Below are 15,492 nucleotides of genomic sequence, written 5' to 3'. Positions count from 1 at the left end.
GGCGCGCAGGGCCGACGTGATGTCTGCGGCCGTGTCGCCAGCAACGAGCACCTGCCGCACGTCTTCGATATCGAGGGCCAGGACGGCCGTGAGGACCATGTCGGGGTAGGGCCGGCCGCGGCCCGCGTCCTCCGAGCACAGCGAGAGGTCAGCGAGACCCATCCAGTCAAGCGCCTCGAGGACGCTGTTCTGGGTATGCCGCCCGAAGCCCGTCGCGAGGCATACCTTGACGCCGTGCTCACGCAGGGTGTGAACGGCGGCCTCCGCCCCGGGGACGGGCCGCACGCAACCCGAGAGAATCATCGCGTCGTACCCCTCGGCGAAGGCGCGGAACGCCGCCTTGGCGGTACCGGCGTCGTCCGGGAAAAGCCGCTCGAAGACCCCGGCGCGGTCGAGCCCGGCGCTGCGTCGAGACATCACGAGCGCCGAATCGAGCCGCTCGCCCCTCACGCCGAACTGCCGGAGGGCCTCGGCGACCGCGCGCTCCGCCGCTCCGCCATCGACCACGGTTGTCCCGTTCATGTCGAGTACGGCGAGACGGATGCCACTCGCCACGGCGGGCGGCAGGTTTTGCACGGTCACTGATGATCCCCCAAGTTCGTTTGGACGCCAGACTCGCCCGGCGATTGTTCTCCGACGATGCCATTGGCTCGCGACACACCACTGAATTCGCCACGTACGCAGGGTGAACACGACCACGGAGGACACTGGATATAAATGTTGGAGAAAATCGCGTCATACGGCGTGCTGGCCTTGTTCTACCTAGTAGGTGGCCGCCACGCTGGGGGTGGCGGCCACCACTGGGGCGCAGCAGGGACACAGCAGGGAGCTGATGGTGACGGGGACGTCGGCGATGGACAGAATGCAGGTCAGCAGGCAACTGCGGGCAGCGCTGAAGGGAAGCGGCGCGCGCCAGGCAATGGGCACGATCGGCTCGGTCGAGGTGGTCGTGTATCCGGAACGCCCGGGAGGGCGGCAGAGCACGCTCGCATGCCTTCGAGGGCGCGGCGGAAGCGCCTACGTAGACTCCGCGCACTACGGGTCGTGGCGCCTCTTTTCGGCGGCGGTCGCGTATGCGGTGGACTATTTGGCCAAGCCGGCCTGACGCTCGTTTTGACCCGGAGCGGCGCGCTCCACTAGAGTATTCACTCGGTGGTTCCGCTGCTGCGGGGCTCCGATTGCCTCCCTAGCTCAGACGGTAGAGCGTCTCACTCGTAATGAGAAGGTCAGCGGTTCGATCCCGCTGGGAGGCTCCACAACCCCTCTCTAGACTTGCGGAAACGCGGATTAGAGAGGGGTTTTTCGTGCCCCCCGATGAGGGCTCACCGAGCGAGCGGGCTGGACCTCGGCCCGGTGTCTGGCTAGCCTCGCATGAGGCGCTCGCGCGTCTGCGGCGAACACGGTTCGGAAATCCGCAACGGCCCACACGACGCGCCGCTGCTTGAAAGACCGCGGAACATACCGGCCGCCGGGTCCCGTCGGCCGACCACCTGTCTGGAGGAATAACTGCCATGGAACTGGCCAAGACCCCCTACAGCCTCTTCTCCCTGACCGATGACGGAACCGTTCTGGAACTACAGTGGAGCGCGACCGAAGGCATGACCGACGAAGCCTTCCGCGCTGACATGGCGGCCTTCGCCGATCTGGCACTCGAACACCGGCCCACGGTCCTCGTTGTGGACGCGAGGGATTTCGCCCACCGGATGAGCGAAGCGACCGGTCAGTGGCGAGCCGAGGAGATCATCCCCCGCTACAACCGTGCGGGAGCTCTCAAACTCGCTTTCCTCCTCCCGCCCGAGGCTGGCTCCTCCGCGCCCGCACACGAGGACGGGGCCGACTTCCTTACCGCGTGGTTCACCGACCGCGCGGCGCTCAACGAGTGGATCCACACCGCCTAGGTGGGCGCCCGACGCCGAGAAGATACGGAGGGATATGTCAGGAAAGGGAACAGCAATGAGCAAGCTTGCACTTGTCACCGGCGCGACCTCCGGCATCGGCCGGGCCTTCGCCGAGCGCCTCGCAGCGGATGGCTACGACCTGGTGATCGTTGGCCGGCGCGCGGAGCGCCTTGAGGAGTTCGCCACTACGCACCCGGAGGTCGCGGTCCGCACTGTGGCGGCCGACCTGTCCACCCCCGAGGGAATCGACGCGGTCGCCGAGATCTGCGCCGCCGAACCGTTGACCATGCTCGTGAACAATGCCGGTGTGGCCCACTACATGCCGCTCGCAGAGCTGCCAGCAGAGAAGGCAGCCGAACTTGTGAGCGTCAAGGTCCTCGCCCCCACGATGCTCACGCGCGCAGCAGTCGGCGGCATGCAGGCCCGCGGCGAGGGCACCATCATCAACGTTGCTGGCATGATCGCGTTCGGCGGCCCCGCCCCGCACGCCCAGATGCCCCGCCGCGCGGTGTACGGCGGGAGCCTGGCCTACCTCGTCGCGATGTCCCAGACTCTGAGCGCTGAGCTCGAGGGCACAGGCGTCACCGTTCAGGTGGTGTGCCCCGGCGTCGTGGCCACGGAGTTCCACGAGCGCCAAGGCCTCGACCTGAGCATGGTCCCCCGCATGAGCGCGGCCGACGTCGTCACGGCGAGCCTGCGAGGCCTCGAACTGGGCGAAACCGTCTGCGCTCCAGGCGTCGAGAACGCACAGCTCCTCGATGAGGTCTTCAACGCCGATCTCGCCGCCTTCGGGGCGCAGAGCCCCGATCTGGCAACGCGGTACCGGAACGCCTGAACCGAGCCGCCTCGAACCGGTTACGGTCTCGGGCTAATCGCATCGAACGCCCAGCCGACCCCGATCGCACGGTCGATCATGCGCCGTCGCGCGTCGCAGAGCGTTCCGCGGCGCGACTCGGCGCGCTGGGCCTCGAGCCAGCGGCCGAGCCTCGCCTCAAGCGCGCTCTCCCCCGAGGTCTCGGGAGCCCGCCCCTCGGCCACGTGGAAGGCTGCCGTCTGCTCGAGCGTCCTGCCGAATACTTCGTCGCTGCTCTGCGACGGTCGGCGAATACCGGTGATCTGCCATGCAAGCTCTCGCATCAACGCCTTCGTCCACGACGCTTCCCCCATCGATGTGAAATAAGTGATGAATATCATGTTAGACACGTCCAACGGCTTCCGCTACTTGCGGGTAACTGCGGTCGACGAGAACCCCGTGTTCCGGTAGACCGGGAGCCGACGGGGATCAAACGCTTCGCGGAATCCGGCGTGAACATCGCTGAAACGGCGGCGGGTCGGCTCGCGGGGCCATCGAAGCCCAGTGGAGCATGGGTTCAACCGCAGGCTCGACCGGAGGAATCTCCCATGGCCGTTTCCAGTGTCTTGGCCAATCCGCACGTGACCGACCGCCTCTCTGCCTCTGAGGTCGCAGCCCTCGATCTCGCCAGCAATCCCGAGCTCGCCGAGCTCTTGGCAGCCGCGCCGCGCATGGCCCGCGCCCTCAACGCGATCCTCAACCTGGACGTGGACGAGAGGGCCCGGCGCCTCATCCTCTGGGAGATCCGGGAAGCGCTCGGATAGCGGACTTCCACCACGACCCCGGCGTCTCGACTCAGGGGCCATTCGACGTGGGCACTTACCTCGGCGGCGGCCAACCCTAGCCGCGCGGTCCGCGCGCCTCGAGCGCGGCCGTGAGCCGAGCGACCTGCTCGGACAGGGCGCGGATCTGCTGCTCGAGGGGCTCGTCGATGGCGTCGAGCGCCGCGGCCGTCCGCTCCGCGGTTTTGGCGGCGGTCTGGGCGGAGACGCTTTCCACGAGCCAGGACGCGATCGAGGCGGTGACGACGCCGAGCACTGCGATCCCAGCCACCATGAGGCCTGCTGCGGCAAACCGCCCGACGACGGTGATCGGGTAGTGATCCCCGTATCCCACCGTCGTGATGGTGGTGAGGGCCCACCAGAGCGCGTCCCCGAACGTGCGGATGTTCGCCTGCGGATCGTTCTGCTCGGCGTCGAGGGCCGCGAGGGCGCCGCAATAGATCAGCATGGAAGCCGAGCCCAAAACGTAGAGCAGGAGCCTGCCCCTCAGGGCGCTGCCCGCCCGACTATGCACGACCTTCAGCAGCGTGACGAGTCGCAGGAGGCGCAGTGGCCGGAGCGCTGGCAGCGCAAGGATCGCGAGTTCGTGCAGGTTGTACAGGAACCATCGGCCCCGGCTCGGAGCAAGCCACAGGCGCACACCGTAGTCGAGCACGAAGACCGCCCATGCCGCCCAGACGAGGGCGTCTGCCCACGCGCCCTCCGCGTCCGGAAGGTCGGCGATGACCTGCACCGAATAGGCACCGAGGAAGAGAAGGGCGGCGGCGACCATGGGCCATTCTGAGAGCCGTTGCCAGCGTTCAAGGGTCATGCGCTGAAGGCTACAACTGGGCGAGCCCGAAGGTGCGGAACGCCGCAGGGGCCCGGGCGCGACGCCCGGACCCCTGCGAAAGCGCTGTGCGTCAGCCAGGATAGACGGGACCAGTGGGCCGGTCGAAGCGCTGCCCCTCGGGCTTCGGAGGCAGCAGCGAGAGGATGAGCAGAGTGAGGCCGCCCAGGAACGGAACGAGCCCGATGAAGATCATCCAGGCACTGATATTGACGTCGTGGAGGCGGCGGGCCAGGAGCGCGAGCTGCGGGACGATCGTGGCGAGGAACCAGATGCCCTCGAGCACGTACCCGACCACGGACATGGGCCCGGGCGTGGACGTTGTGTAACCGGACGCGTCGGTGGTGATGACGCTGCCTGCGGCAATCAGGATCTGCAAGACCACGCCCACGATGATGCTCACGAGGAACCACCACCAGTACTCGCTACGGCTCGCGCGGCCGGTGAACGTGGCGTACTTGGTGAAGAACCGCCGGATGGCTTCCTTGAACGGGGCCCCGTAGTAGGGCGCCCAGAGCGGCGGCGCGGCGTAGAAGTTCGCGGATTCGGGCGTCGGGTACTGCGGTGTGCTCATAAATCCCCCTCGTGTCTATGGATGACGAGGCCATGGTAGACACGGCTTCGTTGGAAACAGCGGAATTTACGGGTACATTGCGCTGCACGGCCGCGCGGCGTGGTCGTGGCAGGGACCCCGCAGCGCGGCGGCAAAGACCCCGCAAGCTCACACCGGAATGAGCCCGCGGCGGAGGAGCTCCTCCCACAGTTCCTCCGGCACCGGCTCCGACATGCGGGCGACGTTCTGGGCGATCTGCTCCGGGCTGGCCGCCCCCACGGCAACCGTCCGCACCGCCGGGTGTCGGAGGCTGAACTGGAGGGCCGCGGTCGGCAGCTCGACGCCGAACTCCGTGCACGCGGCGGCGAGCCGGCGCGCGCGGTCCAGGATCTCCGCGGGCGCAGGCGCGTAGTTGTAATGCGCGTTGTCGCTCACGTGAGGCCGCGCGAGGAGCCCCGAGTTGTAGACCCCTACGTTGACCACCCCGACGCCGCGCTCGACGCACGCGGGCAGGAGCTCGTGCAGCGCGGCCTGCTCGAGGAGCGTGTAGCGTCCCGCGAGCATCACGAGGTCCAAGTCGGCTCGCCGCACGCACTCGGCGAGCGCCTTGCCCGAATTCGCGCCGACGCCGATGGCTCTGACGAGTCCCTCCTCGCGGAGCCTCTGCATAGCCGGGAGTGCCTCGGTGATGCCGGCCTCGAGGTCGTAGAAGTCCGGGTCGTGGAGGTACAGGATGTCGACCGCGTCGAGACCAAGCCGCGCGAGCGAGTCCTCGAGGCTGCGCCGGATGCCTTGCTCAGACGGATCCCACACGCGCCTCAGATCGGCGGGGACGTCGAAGCCCTCGTCGTCCGGCGCGTCGTCCGGGTTCGCGGTCGGCTCGAGGAGCCGCCCCGCCTTCGTCGAGACGACGAACTCGCCGCGCGGCTTGTCCCGCAGCGCGGCCCCGAGGCGCCGCTCGGACAGGCCAAGACCGTAGTGCGGCGCGGTGTCGAAGTAGCGGATCCCGCCCGCCCAGGCAGCCTCGATTGTCGCGGCCGCCTGCTCGTCGCTGACCTCGCGGTAGAGGTTGCCGATCCCGGCCGCTCCGAAGCCGAGCGGCCCGAAGGCCAGGCCCGCGCCCGCCGCGGTCATGGGAGCCGCCAAACTCGCTCGATCCCGTGATCATCCCCCGAGTAGTCGTCCTCGACGGCGAGGAGCGCAGACATGCGCTCCTGCCACGCGGCGTTCACGGGATCCTCGGCGAGCGCGCGGCGCATGGCCTGGTAGTCCTCGACTTCGACGAGGTGGAACAGTTCCTCTCCGCTTCGCCAGATCCGCCAGTCGCGCACGCCGGCCGCGCGCAGGGCGGCCACGAGCTCCGGAGGAATGTCCGCGTGCGCGGCCGCATAGTCCGCGGCCGCCCCCGCCTTGAGGCGCGTGTGCAGGGCGATGGTTTCCGTCACCTAGACCCCCGGCTTGAGGAAGAGCTCGACGACGGGGACGGCCACGTCCGGCCGCTGCACGGGAAGCTTGAGCGTGAGCGTCCCGTCAGGCTGGGCCCCCTGGGCAGTGGTCACGGCATGGCGGTCCCCGCTCAGCTCGAGGAGCGCCACCTCCGACGCGTCGTTGAGTAGCTGGGCGTATTCCACCTTCCCGGCGAGCTCGGGCAGGTGCACGTACTCGAATGGCCACGCGAACAGGTGCAGGTAGAGCCGGCTCCCGCGGCGCGTGTACCGGGCGTCGCCCGGCGGGGTCCAGGGCGCCTCGCCCGCGCCGTACACCGAGCGCGAATGCAGCCTCATCCACTCGCCGATGCCCTTCAGAGATTCGATCGCACGAGGATCGAAGTTGCCACGTGCCGTCGGACCGACGTTGAGCAGCAGGTTCCCGCCCTTTGCCACCCCGTCGACGAGCATCCGCACGAGCAGGTCCACCGACTTGTAGTCGAGGTTGTCGCGGTCGTAGCCCCAGCTCCCGTTGAGCGTCTGGCAGGCCTCCCACGGGACCTGGACGCCGTTGACGATCATGGGCCCGGACGGCTGGTACTGCTCCGGCGTCGCGAAGTCGCCCGGGATGTCGAGCCTGTCGTTGACCACGATCTGCGGCTGGAGCTCGCGGACCATCGCGAGGAGTTCCTCGGATCCCCACGCCTCACGTCCCTTCGACCCCCAAATCGTCCGGTGGTTCTCGCTCGCATCCGCGTAGGAAAAGTCGAAGAAGAGGTAGTCGATCGTGCCGTAGTTCGTGAGGAGCTCGCGGACCTGGCCGTGGAGGTATTCGCGGTACCGGGCCATGTCCCGGCCCTCGTTGAGGCGCTGGGCCTCGGGGTCGTCCCGCTCAGGGTGGAAGCCGTCGATCGTGAAGTCCGGGTGGTGCCAGTCGAGCAGCGAGTGGTAGAAGCCGACTTTGAGCCCCTCCTCCCTCAGCGCGTCGACGTAGGCGGCCACAAGGTCCTGCCCGCACGGGGTCTTCGTCGACTTGTAGTCGGTGAGCGCAGAGTCCCACAGGCAGAAGCCCTCGTGGTGCTTCGTGGTGAGGACCACGTACCTCATGCCGGCGTCCTTGGCCGCGCGCGCCCATTCGCGTGGATCGTAGAGGTCCGGGTCGAAGTGCTCGAAGTACTTCTCATAGTCCGGCGCGCTGATGCGCTCGCGGTTCATGACCCATTCGTGGCGAGCCGGGAGAGCATAGAGCCCCCAGTGGACGAACATGCCGAAGCGGGACTCGGTGAACCACGGGGCGTGCGAGATCATGTGTGACTCCTTGTCGAGGGTCGTGGGGTCGAGGTCGTAGCGAAAGTGTTGCAATCCTTAGCGGCCACCGAGGCCGCTTGTGACAATGCCCTTGATGAGATGGCGTTGGAGCAGGACGAGCAGGACGACGGTCGGAACCATCGAGACGACCGACGCTGCCATGACGAGATGCCACTGCTCGCCTTGCTGCCCGAAGAACATCCCGAGGCCGAGCGGAATGGTGCCGAGGCTGTTGACGTCGTTGATCACGACGAGCGGCCACAGGAAGGAATTCCAATAGCTGATGAAGCTGAAGACGGCCAAGACCGCGAGCGTCGGTCTCGCGAGGGGAAGCATGACGAGCAGGAAGGTCCGCACGGTTCCTGCACCGTCCACACGGGCAGCGTCATCGAGCTCCTGGGGAACGCCGAGGAAGAACTGCCGCAGCATGAACGCCCCGAACGCCGTGAACGCCCACGGGACGATGAGCGCCTGGAACGTGTTGACCCATTTGACCTGCTGCATCATGACGAACATCGGCACGATCAGAACTTCCTGCGGGATCATGAGCGTCGCGAGGAACACCATGAAGGTCAGATTCCTCCCGCTCCAGCGGAGCCGGGAAAAGGCGTAGCCGGACAGGGACGAAACCACGAGCGAGAGCGCGGTCCCGGCGGCTGAGACGAGCACCCCGTTCCCCATGAACCGCAGGAACGGCATGTAGTCGAGCGCCTCCTGATAGTTCTGCCAGCGGAACTCGCTTCCGAAGAGGCTCGGCGGGATGCTGAAGATGTCCGCGGGAGGCTTGAACGACGTGGCGAGCATGTAGATGAGCGGAGAGAGGAACGCGAGGGCGACCGCGCACAGGAGGAGATAGCCCACAGCGCTCCTCACGCGAGCCCCCAGCGGTCTCCCTCGCCGAACGCTGGGCTGGGACGCACGGGTCTGAGGCCGGACGGCGGAATCAAGCATCGTAGTGCACCCACTTCTTCTGCCCGATGAACTGGACGGCGGTGACGCCGAGGATGATCACGAAGAGGACCCACGCCGCGGCCGAGGCGAGGCCGAGTTGGTGGAATTGGAAGCCCTGGTTGTAGATGTACAGGACGATCGTCGAGGTGCTGGATCCCGGGCCGCCCTTGGTGAGGATGAACGGCTGCGCGAAGACTTGGAACGAGGTGATGAGCGTCATCATCGTCGCGAAAAAGATCGACGGCGAAATCAGCTTGAGCTTGATCCTCCAGAAGACCGTCCACGCGTTCGCCCCATCGATTGCGGCCGCCTCGGCCAGGTTCTCTGGAACCGCGTCAAGCGCGGCAGAAAAGACAAGCATGTTGTACCCGAACCCCTGCCACACGCTCATCGCCACGATCGCGACCATGGCCCAGTTCTCGTCGCCGAGGAAGTTCGGTGCGTGAATGCCGGTGGCGGCCTGGGCGATACCGTCGATCAGACCGCTCGGCTGATAGAGCATGCGCCACACCACGACGTTCGCCACGATCGGTGTGATCGACGGGATGAAGAAGATCACCCTGAAGATATGCCGCCCCTTGACCCTTGGGGTGAGCCAAGCGGCGAGCCCCAACGAGATCACGAGATTGAGCGGGACGTACAGGACGACGAACAGCACCGTATTCCACACGACCTGGCCGAAGATCGGATCGCTGAACAGCCGCTGGTAGTTGCCGAGGCCCAAGAACGTCGGCGTGCCGAGGAGCGGCCACCGGTAGAGGCTGATGAAGAGGGAGAACGCGATCGGCACGAGGGTGAAGAACGCGAGGCCCACCCCGTGCGGGGCGGCGAACCCCGGGCCCCAGAAGGTCTTCCTCCCCCGCACGGCGCGGGGACCGGCGGACGACGGTGTCCCGGCCGCGTCACGCGGCGACGTTCCGGGTCGCGAGGTCTTCAGAACGGTCATTTCGAGTCCTCGCTCAGTGCGGAAGCTGAGCCGCGATGTCCTTCATGACACTGGCCGCGCTCTGCTGTCCGTTGAGGGCCTTCGGGAGGTACTGGCTGAAGAGCGTGCCGAGCTGGTCGCTGTTCGTGTTGGAAGGCATGGGCACGGCGGTCGACTCAGCCGCCTGAAGCGCTTCGGCAACCCCGGGGATCCCGGCGTTGTCGATCCACACCTTCTGGTCCGCGGTGCGCGCCGGGAGTGCGCGTCCCGCCGCGCCGAGCTCGCTGAGGACCTTGTCACCTGTCATCTCCTTGAGCGCCGCGAACGCCTTGTCCGGAGTGGGGCATTGCTTGGAGATGCCCCAGCCCGAGCCGGCGCTGAACGTCTTCCCACCGCCCGGCCCGGCCGGCAGGGTGGTGACACCGACCTTGAACTTGGCCTTGGACTTGGTGTCGATGAGCGACCAGGGGCCGTCGATGGACATCGCCGTGGTGCCCGAGAGGAACTGGTTGCTCGCGAAGGAGCCGTCACTGCCGGGCAGCTGGGGCGACACCTTCTCCTTCGAGGCGAGGTCCGCGACCCACTGGAGCCCGTCGGAGAAGACGGAGTCGGTCGCGTTGATGCTTCCGTCCGCCTGCGTCACTCGGCCACCGTTGTACGCGAGGACCTGGGACTCGATGACGAGGTCCCCGATCGACGGCGCGAAGGCGGGCTTTCCGGTCGAGGCGGTGATCTTCTTCGCGGCCGCGACGAAATCACTCGAGGTCCAGCCAGCCTTCGGTTCGGAGACCCCGGCCGCCGCGAACTTGTCCTTGTTGTAGAACATCATGAGCGGCCCCACGTCGTACGGGAGCGCGTACAGCTTGCCGTCGGCGCTGAGGCCCTTGATCATCGACTGGTCAAAGGCGCTCAGATCCATCCCGTCCTTCTTGACGAGATCGTCGAGCGGGAGCATGCCGTCCTTGAGCTGGGCCGTGCGCAGACTCTGCACGGCCACGAGGCACGGGGCGGTGTTGGAGCTCAGCTGGGTGCTCATCTTCGTGAAGTAGTCGCTGAAGGTCGAGCCCTGCAGAGTGATCTTGACGTCGCCGAGCTTAGTGCTGACCTCGTCCGCGACCTTCTGCCAAGAATTCTGGTCCTCGGTGCCGCCTACCCACATCGCCCACGTCATCGCGGTCTTGCCGTCCGCCGTCGTGGGCGAGGAGGTACCGCCGCAGCCGGCAAGCCCGACAAGGCCGAGGGCCAGGGCGCCTGCTACCAACGCTTCTTTGCGCATGATTTCTCCCTTGTGCTTTCGGTGAGAGGTTGAGTTGCTTCTACTGTTGGCTGAACGCTGAAGGAGCCGACCAGATCTGTCCAGCTGGGAAGACGTAGCCGGCGAGCGTACCGGCGACCATCTCCGTCCCCGCTCCGGGCGCAAACGGCGGCCAATAGGCTCCACTGTGGACGTCGACGGGCGCGGCAAAGTGCTCGTGGAGATGATCCACGTATTCGATCATTCGGCCCTCTTTCGTGCCGGAGACCGCAACAAAGTCGAACATCGAGAGGTGCTGAACGGCTTCGCACAGGCCCACGCCGCCAGCGTGCGGGCACACCCGAACCCCGAACTTCGCGGCCAGGAGCAGGATCGCGAGGTTCTCGTTGACCCCGGCCACGCGCGTCGCATCAAGCTGCAGCACCTCGAGCGCGCCGGCCTGCACGAACTGCTTGAACATGACACGGTTGTGCACGTGCTCCCCCGTGGCCACGGGAAGGGGCGCAAGCTTCCGCGCGATCTCGGCGTGGCCCAAGATGTCGTCGGGGCTCGTGGGCTCCTCGATCCACGCGATGTCGAACGGCGCAAGCCAGCTCATCCACTCGACGGCCTCCTCGACGTCCCACCGCTGGTTCGCGTCAACGGCGATCCGGACGTCCGGCCCCACCGTCTCGCGGGCCAGGCGTAGGCGTCGCACATCGTCCTCGAGCGAGGCGCCGACCTTGAGCTTGATCTGGGTGTACCCCTCCGCCACCGCTTCCCTCGCGAGCCGCACGAGCTTCTCGTCGCTGTAGCCTAGCCATCCCGGGGTCGTCGTGTAGGCGGGGTAGCCCTCGGCGAGAAGCTGTGCCCGCCGCTCCGCGCGACCCGTCTCAGCCCGACGCAGGATCTCGAGCGCCTGATCGGGGGTCAGCGCGTCCGTGAGGTAGCGGAAGTCGACAAGGGAGACGAGCTCTTCGGGACTCATGCGGGAGAGGAGTTCCCAGAGCGGGAGCCCCGCGCGCTTGGCCTTCAGATCCCAGAGGGCGTTGACGACGGCGCCGATCGCCATATGCATGACGCCCTTCTCCGGGCCGAGCCAGCGGAGTTGGGAGTCGTGCACGAGCCGCTTCCACGTGGCGCCCATGTCCCCGAGCAGCTCTTCGACGTTCCACCCCACGAGGTGGTGCCGCACGGCGTGGATCGCGGCGACCGCAATCTCGTTGCCGCGGCCAATCGTGAACACGAAGCCGTGCCCCTCGTGCCCGTCCCCGGCGTCCGTGCGGATGATCAGATAGGCGGCAGAATAGTCGGGGTCGGGGTTCATGGCATCCGAGCCGTCGAGGTGCTGCGACGTCGGAAATCGGATGTCAAACGTTTCGAGTGCGGTGATGGCGCTCATCGTGCTCCTTGCGGTACCTCCGCTGCCTTCCTGCATTGGCGAGGCTGCGGCCCGGCTGAGTTGAGGTGAAGTCCGGCCTTGACGATATACATCCGATGTTTAGCCTGTCAATGGTCAGATTTGGTCGAATTCCGTGCCCTTGCGCGAACAAAGCTCCGATGTCCCCGAAAGGCACTCCTCGATTCATCCGATGTATTAGGATGTGGACACTTTGGGCCTGACAGATGGGGAGCCTTCCGTGGCATTGACCGATGACGCCATCGACAAGATCAAGGAGATGCTGCTGGCCGGCGAGCTCCGGCCGGGTGATCGACTGCCGCCGGAGAAGGACCTCGCGGACCGGCTCGGTCTCTCGCGCAGTTCCTTGCGCGAGGCGGTCAAGGCGCTCGAGCTGATCCGAGTCCTGGACGTCCGCCGCGGCGACGGCACCTACGTGACGACGCTCGAGCCGAAGCTCCTCAACGAGGCCCTCGGCTTCATCGTCGAACTGCACCAGGCCCGAGGCGTCCTCGAACTCCTCGAGGTCAGGCGGATCCTCGAGCCGGCAGCCGCCGCGACGGCGGCACACCTTATCGGCCCCGCAGGGCTTGGCGAGCTGCGGGCCTCGATGGAGGGCATTACAGAGGAGACGAGCGTCGAGGAGCTCGTCGAACACGACGCGGAGTTCCACCGGATCATCGCCGCGCAGGCGGGGAACAGCTACCTCTCGAGCCTCCTCGACGCGCTCTCATCGCAGACCTTGCGGGCGCGTATCTGGCGCGGGCTCACGGAGGAGCGCGCCGTCGCCCGCACGCTCGCCGAGCACGGCGCGATTGCCGACGCGCTCGAGCACGGCGACGCCGAGCTCGTGCGCGCCCTCGTGACCGTGCACGTGAGCGGGGTTGAGGCGTGGCTCCGGCGGGCGATGGAGGAATCGCCGACGGGCGACGTCGAGCTGTCCGCCCCGCCGGTTCGTCACCCGAGCCGGTAGGCGGCAGAGGCGGACCGCGAGCGCAGCCAAGACTGCTCGTCGGCCGAAAGCTCCCCGACGAGCTCGTCAAGCACGGCAAGGGTCTCCGAGTACGGGCCGCCGAGCGTGCTGACCGGCCAGTCGCTCCCGAGCATGAGCCGCTCGGGCCCGAACGCCTCGAGCGCGTCGTGCCAGACGCCGCGGAGGGCGTCCGCCGCGTAGGGCGCGCCCGGGAGTCTGAGGCCCGAGACCTTCGCGACGGCGTTGGGAAGTCCGCCGAGGGCGCGTAGGTGGCGACTCCAGACGGCGAGCGCGGAGTCGCCGTCCACAAGCGGTGGCTTTCCGAGATGGTCGAGGACCACCGTGAGCTCGGGCAGCGCCCGCGCTAGCTCGACAGTCGCCTCGAGGTGGCGCGGCCACGCATCGGGGACGTCGAACGCCAGACCCGCGCGGGCCGCCGTCGTCAATGAAGCCCTGACGGAAGGAAGGGTCAGGAAGTCGTCGCGCGGGTCGTCGTGAACGAGGTGTCTGAGCCCGCACACGAGAGGGTGGGCCCCGAGCTGCTCGATCTCCGCCGCCGCGAGTTCGGGGCGGTCAAGCGGCGCCCATCCGACGACGCCGACGACCCACGGGTGCGCGCGGCCGACGGCGAGCATCGACTCGGTGTCCTCAACGGTATCCTCGGCCTGGACGAGGATGGCACCGTCGACGCCTGCCGCGGCGAGTTCGGCACCCGCTTCTCGAGCCTCAAACGTGCGGAACAGGCGGCCATGGTGGGGCCCGAGCCAGCGATAGCCGCCGCGGGCAAGGTCCCACAAGTGAAGGTGTGCATCGATGCGGCCCACCGCCCGACCGTAAACATCAGATGTATTGCTTGTCAATGCCCTCTAGATGGCAAATACTAGGGACTAATCGTGCCAAACCTCGGATGACAGGAGCACTATGAAGTTCCTCAGACTCGGCAATCCCGGCGCTGAACGGCCAGCCGTCCTCGCGGCCGGACCGGACGGCGTGGAACGCTTCTATCACCTCGGCCCTCTCACGGGCGACGTCGACGGCGACTTCCTCGCCGGCGGCGGCGTCGAGCGCGCACGGGCCGCACTCGCGGCAGGCGCGCTCGAGGAGATCGCGGATGTCGTGGGGCAGCGCATCGGCGCCCCGATCGCACAGCCCGGGTCTCTGGTCTGCATCGGCATGAACTACGCGCTGCATGCCGCCGAATCGGGCGCGGAGCCGCCCGAGATCCCGGTCGTGTTCCTCAAGCCCTCGAACACCGTGGCCGGTCCTTACGACCCGGCACCCATCCCGCCGCTCAGCATCAAGTACGACTGGGAGGTCGAGCTGGGGATCGTGATCGGGCGGAGTGCGAGCTATCTCGAGACGACCGACGACGCGCAAGCCTGCATCGCGGGCTACGTCACGGCGAACGACCTCTCCGAGCGCGAATACCAGCTCCCCGGTGCCGCTGGCCAATGGACCAAGGGCAAGTCCCTACCCGCCTCGACTCCGCTCGGGCCCTGGCTCGTCCCCGCAGATGAGGTGGACGCGGGACGCCTCCGGCTGCGCAGCTGGGTCAACGGTGAACCCCGACAGGATTCCTCGACGGCGGACCTCATCTTCGACCCGGCGACGCTCGTGCACCACTGCAGCCAGTACATGCTGCTCGAGCCCGGCGACGTCATCTTGACCGGGACACCCGAAGGCGTTGCCCTGTCCGGCCGATTCGCCTACCTCGCTGAGGGCGACGTCGTGGAGCTCGAGGTCGAGGGCCTCGGCCGCCAGCGCCAGGAGTTCTTCCGGGCGGCGCACGCGCGCGAGGGGGCACGGGCATGACGCACGAGTTCGACAACCTCAAGGCCATCGTCACGGGCGGCGCCTCGGGCATCGGGGCCGCGGCCGTGCAGCGGCTTCGGGCTCTCGGGGCCAGTGTCGCCGTCCTCGACCTGAATCCCGCGGGCGCGGCCGAGGGCACGGAAGCCCTCCGGTGCGACGTATCCGACGACGCCTCCGTCGCTAAGGCCGTCGCGGCCGCGGCGGACCGCTTGGGTGGGCTCGACGTCGTCGTCAACAACGCCGGCATCGGCGCCCAGGGGACCATCGAGGCCAACCCCGACGAGGAATGGCGCCGCGTGCTCGACATCAACGTCCTCGGGATTGTCCGCGTCTCCCGCGCCGCGCTGCCCCACCTGCGGAAATCCGGCTCGGCCGCGATCGTCAACACGTGCTCGATCGCCGCCACCGCCGGGCTTCCCCAGCGCGCGCTGTATTCGGCGTCGAAAGGCGCCGTATTGTCACTTACGCTCGCGATGGCGGCGGACCATGTGCGCGAGGGGATCCGCGTGAACTGCGTCAATCCTGGGACCGTCGACACACCGTGGGTC

Annotated in this window: 19 protein-coding genes and 1 tRNA gene; 8 read left to right on the top strand and 12 right to left on the bottom strand. The window is 67.4% G+C overall.

Going from position 1 to position 15,492, the window contains the following annotated elements; all coding sequences use genetic code 11:
* The coding region (locus ACLN58_RS08910; RefSeq protein ID WP_415854908.1) for an HAD-IA family hydrolase at positions 1–582 on the bottom strand (582 nt) is incomplete at its 3' end.
* A 187-nt stretch (positions 583–769) separates the two neighbouring features.
* Here ACLN58_RS08910 and ACLN58_RS08905 point away from each other — a divergent pair.
* The 4 genes from ACLN58_RS08905 to ACLN58_RS08890 all read left to right on the top strand — a co-directional run bounded on the left by ACLN58_RS08905 (position 770) and on the right by ACLN58_RS08890 (position 2,733).
* Complete coding sequence (locus ACLN58_RS08905; protein ID WP_415854907.1) at positions 770–1,105, top strand: hypothetical protein; 336 nt, start codon at positions 770–772, stop codon at positions 1,103–1,105.
* A gap of 75 nt (positions 1,106–1,180) precedes the next feature.
* A tRNA-Thr gene (locus ACLN58_RS08900) sits at positions 1,181–1,256 on the top strand.
* 255 nt (positions 1,257–1,511) lie between these two features.
* Positions 1,512–1,898, top strand: a complete 387-nt coding sequence (locus tag ACLN58_RS08895) for a hypothetical protein (RefSeq protein ID WP_415854906.1) — start codon at positions 1,512–1,514, stop codon at positions 1,896–1,898.
* A gap of 55 nt (positions 1,899–1,953) precedes the next feature.
* Complete coding sequence (locus tag ACLN58_RS08890) at positions 1,954–2,733, top strand: SDR family NAD(P)-dependent oxidoreductase (protein ID WP_415854905.1); 780 nt, start codon at positions 1,954–1,956, stop codon at positions 2,731–2,733.
* A gap of 20 nt (positions 2,734–2,753) precedes the next feature.
* Here the strand turns inward: ACLN58_RS08890 and ACLN58_RS08885 are convergent, their stop codons facing one another.
* On the bottom strand, positions 2,754–3,035 hold the full coding sequence (locus tag ACLN58_RS08885) for a helicase associated domain-containing protein (RefSeq protein ID WP_415854904.1): 282 nt from the start codon (positions 3,033–3,035) through the stop codon (positions 2,754–2,756).
* 264 nt (positions 3,036–3,299) lie between these two features.
* Here ACLN58_RS08885 and ACLN58_RS08880 point away from each other — a divergent pair, with 264 nt between their 5' ends.
* The gene (locus ACLN58_RS08880; protein WP_415854903.1) at positions 3,300–3,515 is read left to right on the top strand and encodes a hypothetical protein; all 216 of its coding nucleotides are present in this window, start codon (positions 3,300–3,302) and stop codon (positions 3,513–3,515) included.
* Positions 3,516–3,591: 76 nt separating this feature from the next.
* Here the strand turns inward: ACLN58_RS08880 and ACLN58_RS08875 are convergent, their stop codons facing one another.
* From ACLN58_RS08875 to ACLN58_RS08835, 9 genes are all read right to left on the bottom strand, one after another.
* The gene (locus ACLN58_RS08875; protein ID WP_415854902.1) at positions 3,592–4,344 is read right to left on the bottom strand and encodes a potassium channel family protein; all 753 of its coding nucleotides are present in this window, start codon (positions 4,342–4,344) and stop codon (positions 3,592–3,594) included.
* Positions 4,345–4,435: 91 nt separating this feature from the next.
* A complete protein-coding gene (locus tag ACLN58_RS08870; RefSeq protein WP_415854901.1) occupies positions 4,436–4,936 on the bottom strand; it encodes a DUF805 domain-containing protein in 501 nt (166 codons plus the stop codon).
* 147 nt (positions 4,937–5,083) lie between these two features.
* A complete protein-coding gene (locus ACLN58_RS08865) occupies positions 5,084–6,049 on the bottom strand; it encodes an aldo/keto reductase (RefSeq protein ID WP_415854900.1) in 966 nt (321 codons plus the stop codon).
* The gene (locus ACLN58_RS08860) at positions 6,046–6,360 is read right to left on the bottom strand and encodes an L-rhamnose mutarotase (protein ID WP_415854899.1); all 315 of its coding nucleotides are present in this window, start codon (positions 6,358–6,360) and stop codon (positions 6,046–6,048) included. Before ACLN58_RS08860 ends, ACLN58_RS08865 begins: the two co-directional genes overlap by 4 nt.
* Complete coding sequence (locus ACLN58_RS08855) at positions 6,361–7,650, bottom strand: alpha-L-fucosidase (protein ID WP_415854898.1); 1,290 nt, start codon at positions 7,648–7,650, stop codon at positions 6,361–6,363.
* Between the two features lie 57 nt (positions 7,651–7,707).
* Positions 7,708–8,511: a carbohydrate ABC transporter permease gene (locus ACLN58_RS08850; protein WP_415854897.1), complete on the bottom strand. Its 804-nt coding sequence runs from the start codon at positions 8,509–8,511 to the stop codon at positions 7,708–7,710.
* Positions 8,512–8,593: 82 nt separating this feature from the next.
* Entirely contained in the window at positions 8,594–9,547 is a 954-nt protein-coding gene (locus tag ACLN58_RS08845) for a carbohydrate ABC transporter permease (RefSeq protein WP_415854896.1), read from the bottom strand.
* 13 nt (positions 9,548–9,560) lie between these two features.
* On the bottom strand, positions 9,561–10,802 hold the full coding sequence (locus ACLN58_RS08840) for an ABC transporter substrate-binding protein (protein WP_415854895.1): 1,242 nt from the start codon (positions 10,800–10,802) through the stop codon (positions 9,561–9,563).
* Positions 10,803–10,842: 40 nt separating this feature from the next.
* Positions 10,843–12,162: an L-fuconate dehydratase gene (locus ACLN58_RS08835; RefSeq protein WP_415854894.1), complete on the bottom strand. Its 1,320-nt coding sequence runs from the start codon at positions 12,160–12,162 to the stop codon at positions 10,843–10,845.
* Positions 12,163–12,400: 238 nt separating this feature from the next.
* Here ACLN58_RS08835 and ACLN58_RS08830 point away from each other — a divergent pair, with 238 nt between their 5' ends.
* Positions 12,401–13,132 carry a FadR/GntR family transcriptional regulator gene (locus ACLN58_RS08830; RefSeq protein WP_415854893.1) on the top strand — a complete coding sequence of 244 codons (732 nt, stop codon included), beginning with the start codon at positions 12,401–12,403 and terminating at the stop codon, positions 13,130–13,132.
* Here ACLN58_RS08830 and ACLN58_RS08825 read toward each other — a convergent pair.
* Complete coding sequence (locus ACLN58_RS08825; RefSeq protein WP_415854892.1) at positions 13,117–13,956, bottom strand: amidohydrolase family protein; 840 nt, start codon at positions 13,954–13,956, stop codon at positions 13,117–13,119. The genes ACLN58_RS08830 and ACLN58_RS08825 overlap by 16 nt on opposite strands.
* A 97-nt stretch (positions 13,957–14,053) precedes the next feature.
* Here ACLN58_RS08825 and ACLN58_RS08820 point away from each other — a divergent pair, with 97 nt between their 5' ends.
* Both ACLN58_RS08820 and ACLN58_RS08815 read left to right on the top strand, forming a co-directional pair.
* Positions 14,054–14,944 carry a fumarylacetoacetate hydrolase family protein gene (locus ACLN58_RS08820; protein WP_415854891.1) on the top strand — a complete coding sequence of 297 codons (891 nt, stop codon included), beginning with the start codon at positions 14,054–14,056 and terminating at the stop codon, positions 14,942–14,944.
* Positions 14,941–15,492 (top strand): SDR family NAD(P)-dependent oxidoreductase (locus ACLN58_RS08815; protein ID WP_415854890.1); only part of this gene is annotated, 552 nt, incomplete at its 3' end. The genes ACLN58_RS08820 and ACLN58_RS08815, both read left to right, overlap by 4 nt.

The sequence above is a fragment of the Sinomonas sp. G460-2 genome (genome assembly GCF_047759905.1).
Classification (GTDB): domain Bacteria; phylum Actinomycetota; class Actinomycetes; order Actinomycetales; family Micrococcaceae; genus Sinomonas.
Note: the sequence above shows the minus strand (reverse complement) of the source record. Positions and strands in the feature narration are given on the sequence as shown.

Coding starts and splice junctions, on each gene's coding strand:
- ACLN58_RS08840 (WP_415854895.1), bottom strand. CDS start 10,802: ATGCGCAAAGAAGCGTTGGTAGCAGGCGCCCTGGCCCTCGGCCTTGTC.
- ACLN58_RS08890 (WP_415854905.1), top strand. CDS start 1,954: ATGAGCAAGCTTGCACTTGTCACCGGCGCGACCTCCGGCATCGGCCGG.
- ACLN58_RS08875 (WP_415854902.1), bottom strand. CDS start 4,344: ATGACCCTTGAACGCTGGCAACGGCTCTCAGAATGGCCCATGGTCGCC.
- ACLN58_RS08870 (WP_415854901.1), bottom strand. CDS start 4,936: ATGAGCACACCGCAGTACCCGACGCCCGAATCCGCGAACTTCTACGCC.
- ACLN58_RS08835 (WP_415854894.1), bottom strand. CDS start 12,162: ATGAGCGCCATCACCGCACTCGAAACGTTTGACATCCGATTTCCGACG.
- ACLN58_RS08865 (WP_415854900.1), bottom strand. CDS start 6,049: ATGACCGCGGCGGGCGCGGGCCTGGCCTTCGGGCCGCTCGGCTTCGGA.
- ACLN58_RS08895 (WP_415854906.1), top strand. CDS start 1,512: ATGGAACTGGCCAAGACCCCCTACAGCCTCTTCTCCCTGACCGATGAC.
- ACLN58_RS08880 (WP_415854903.1), top strand. CDS start 3,300: ATGGCCGTTTCCAGTGTCTTGGCCAATCCGCACGTGACCGACCGCCTC.
- ACLN58_RS08885 (WP_415854904.1), bottom strand. CDS start 3,035: ATGCGAGAGCTTGCATGGCAGATCACCGGTATTCGCCGACCGTCGCAG.
- ACLN58_RS08855 (WP_415854898.1), bottom strand. CDS start 7,650: ATGATCTCGCACGCCCCGTGGTTCACCGAGTCCCGCTTCGGCATGTTC.
- ACLN58_RS08845 (WP_415854896.1), bottom strand. CDS start 9,547: ATGACCGTTCTGAAGACCTCGCGACCCGGAACGTCGCCGCGTGACGCG.
- ACLN58_RS08820 (WP_415854891.1), top strand. CDS start 14,054: ATGAAGTTCCTCAGACTCGGCAATCCCGGCGCTGAACGGCCAGCCGTC.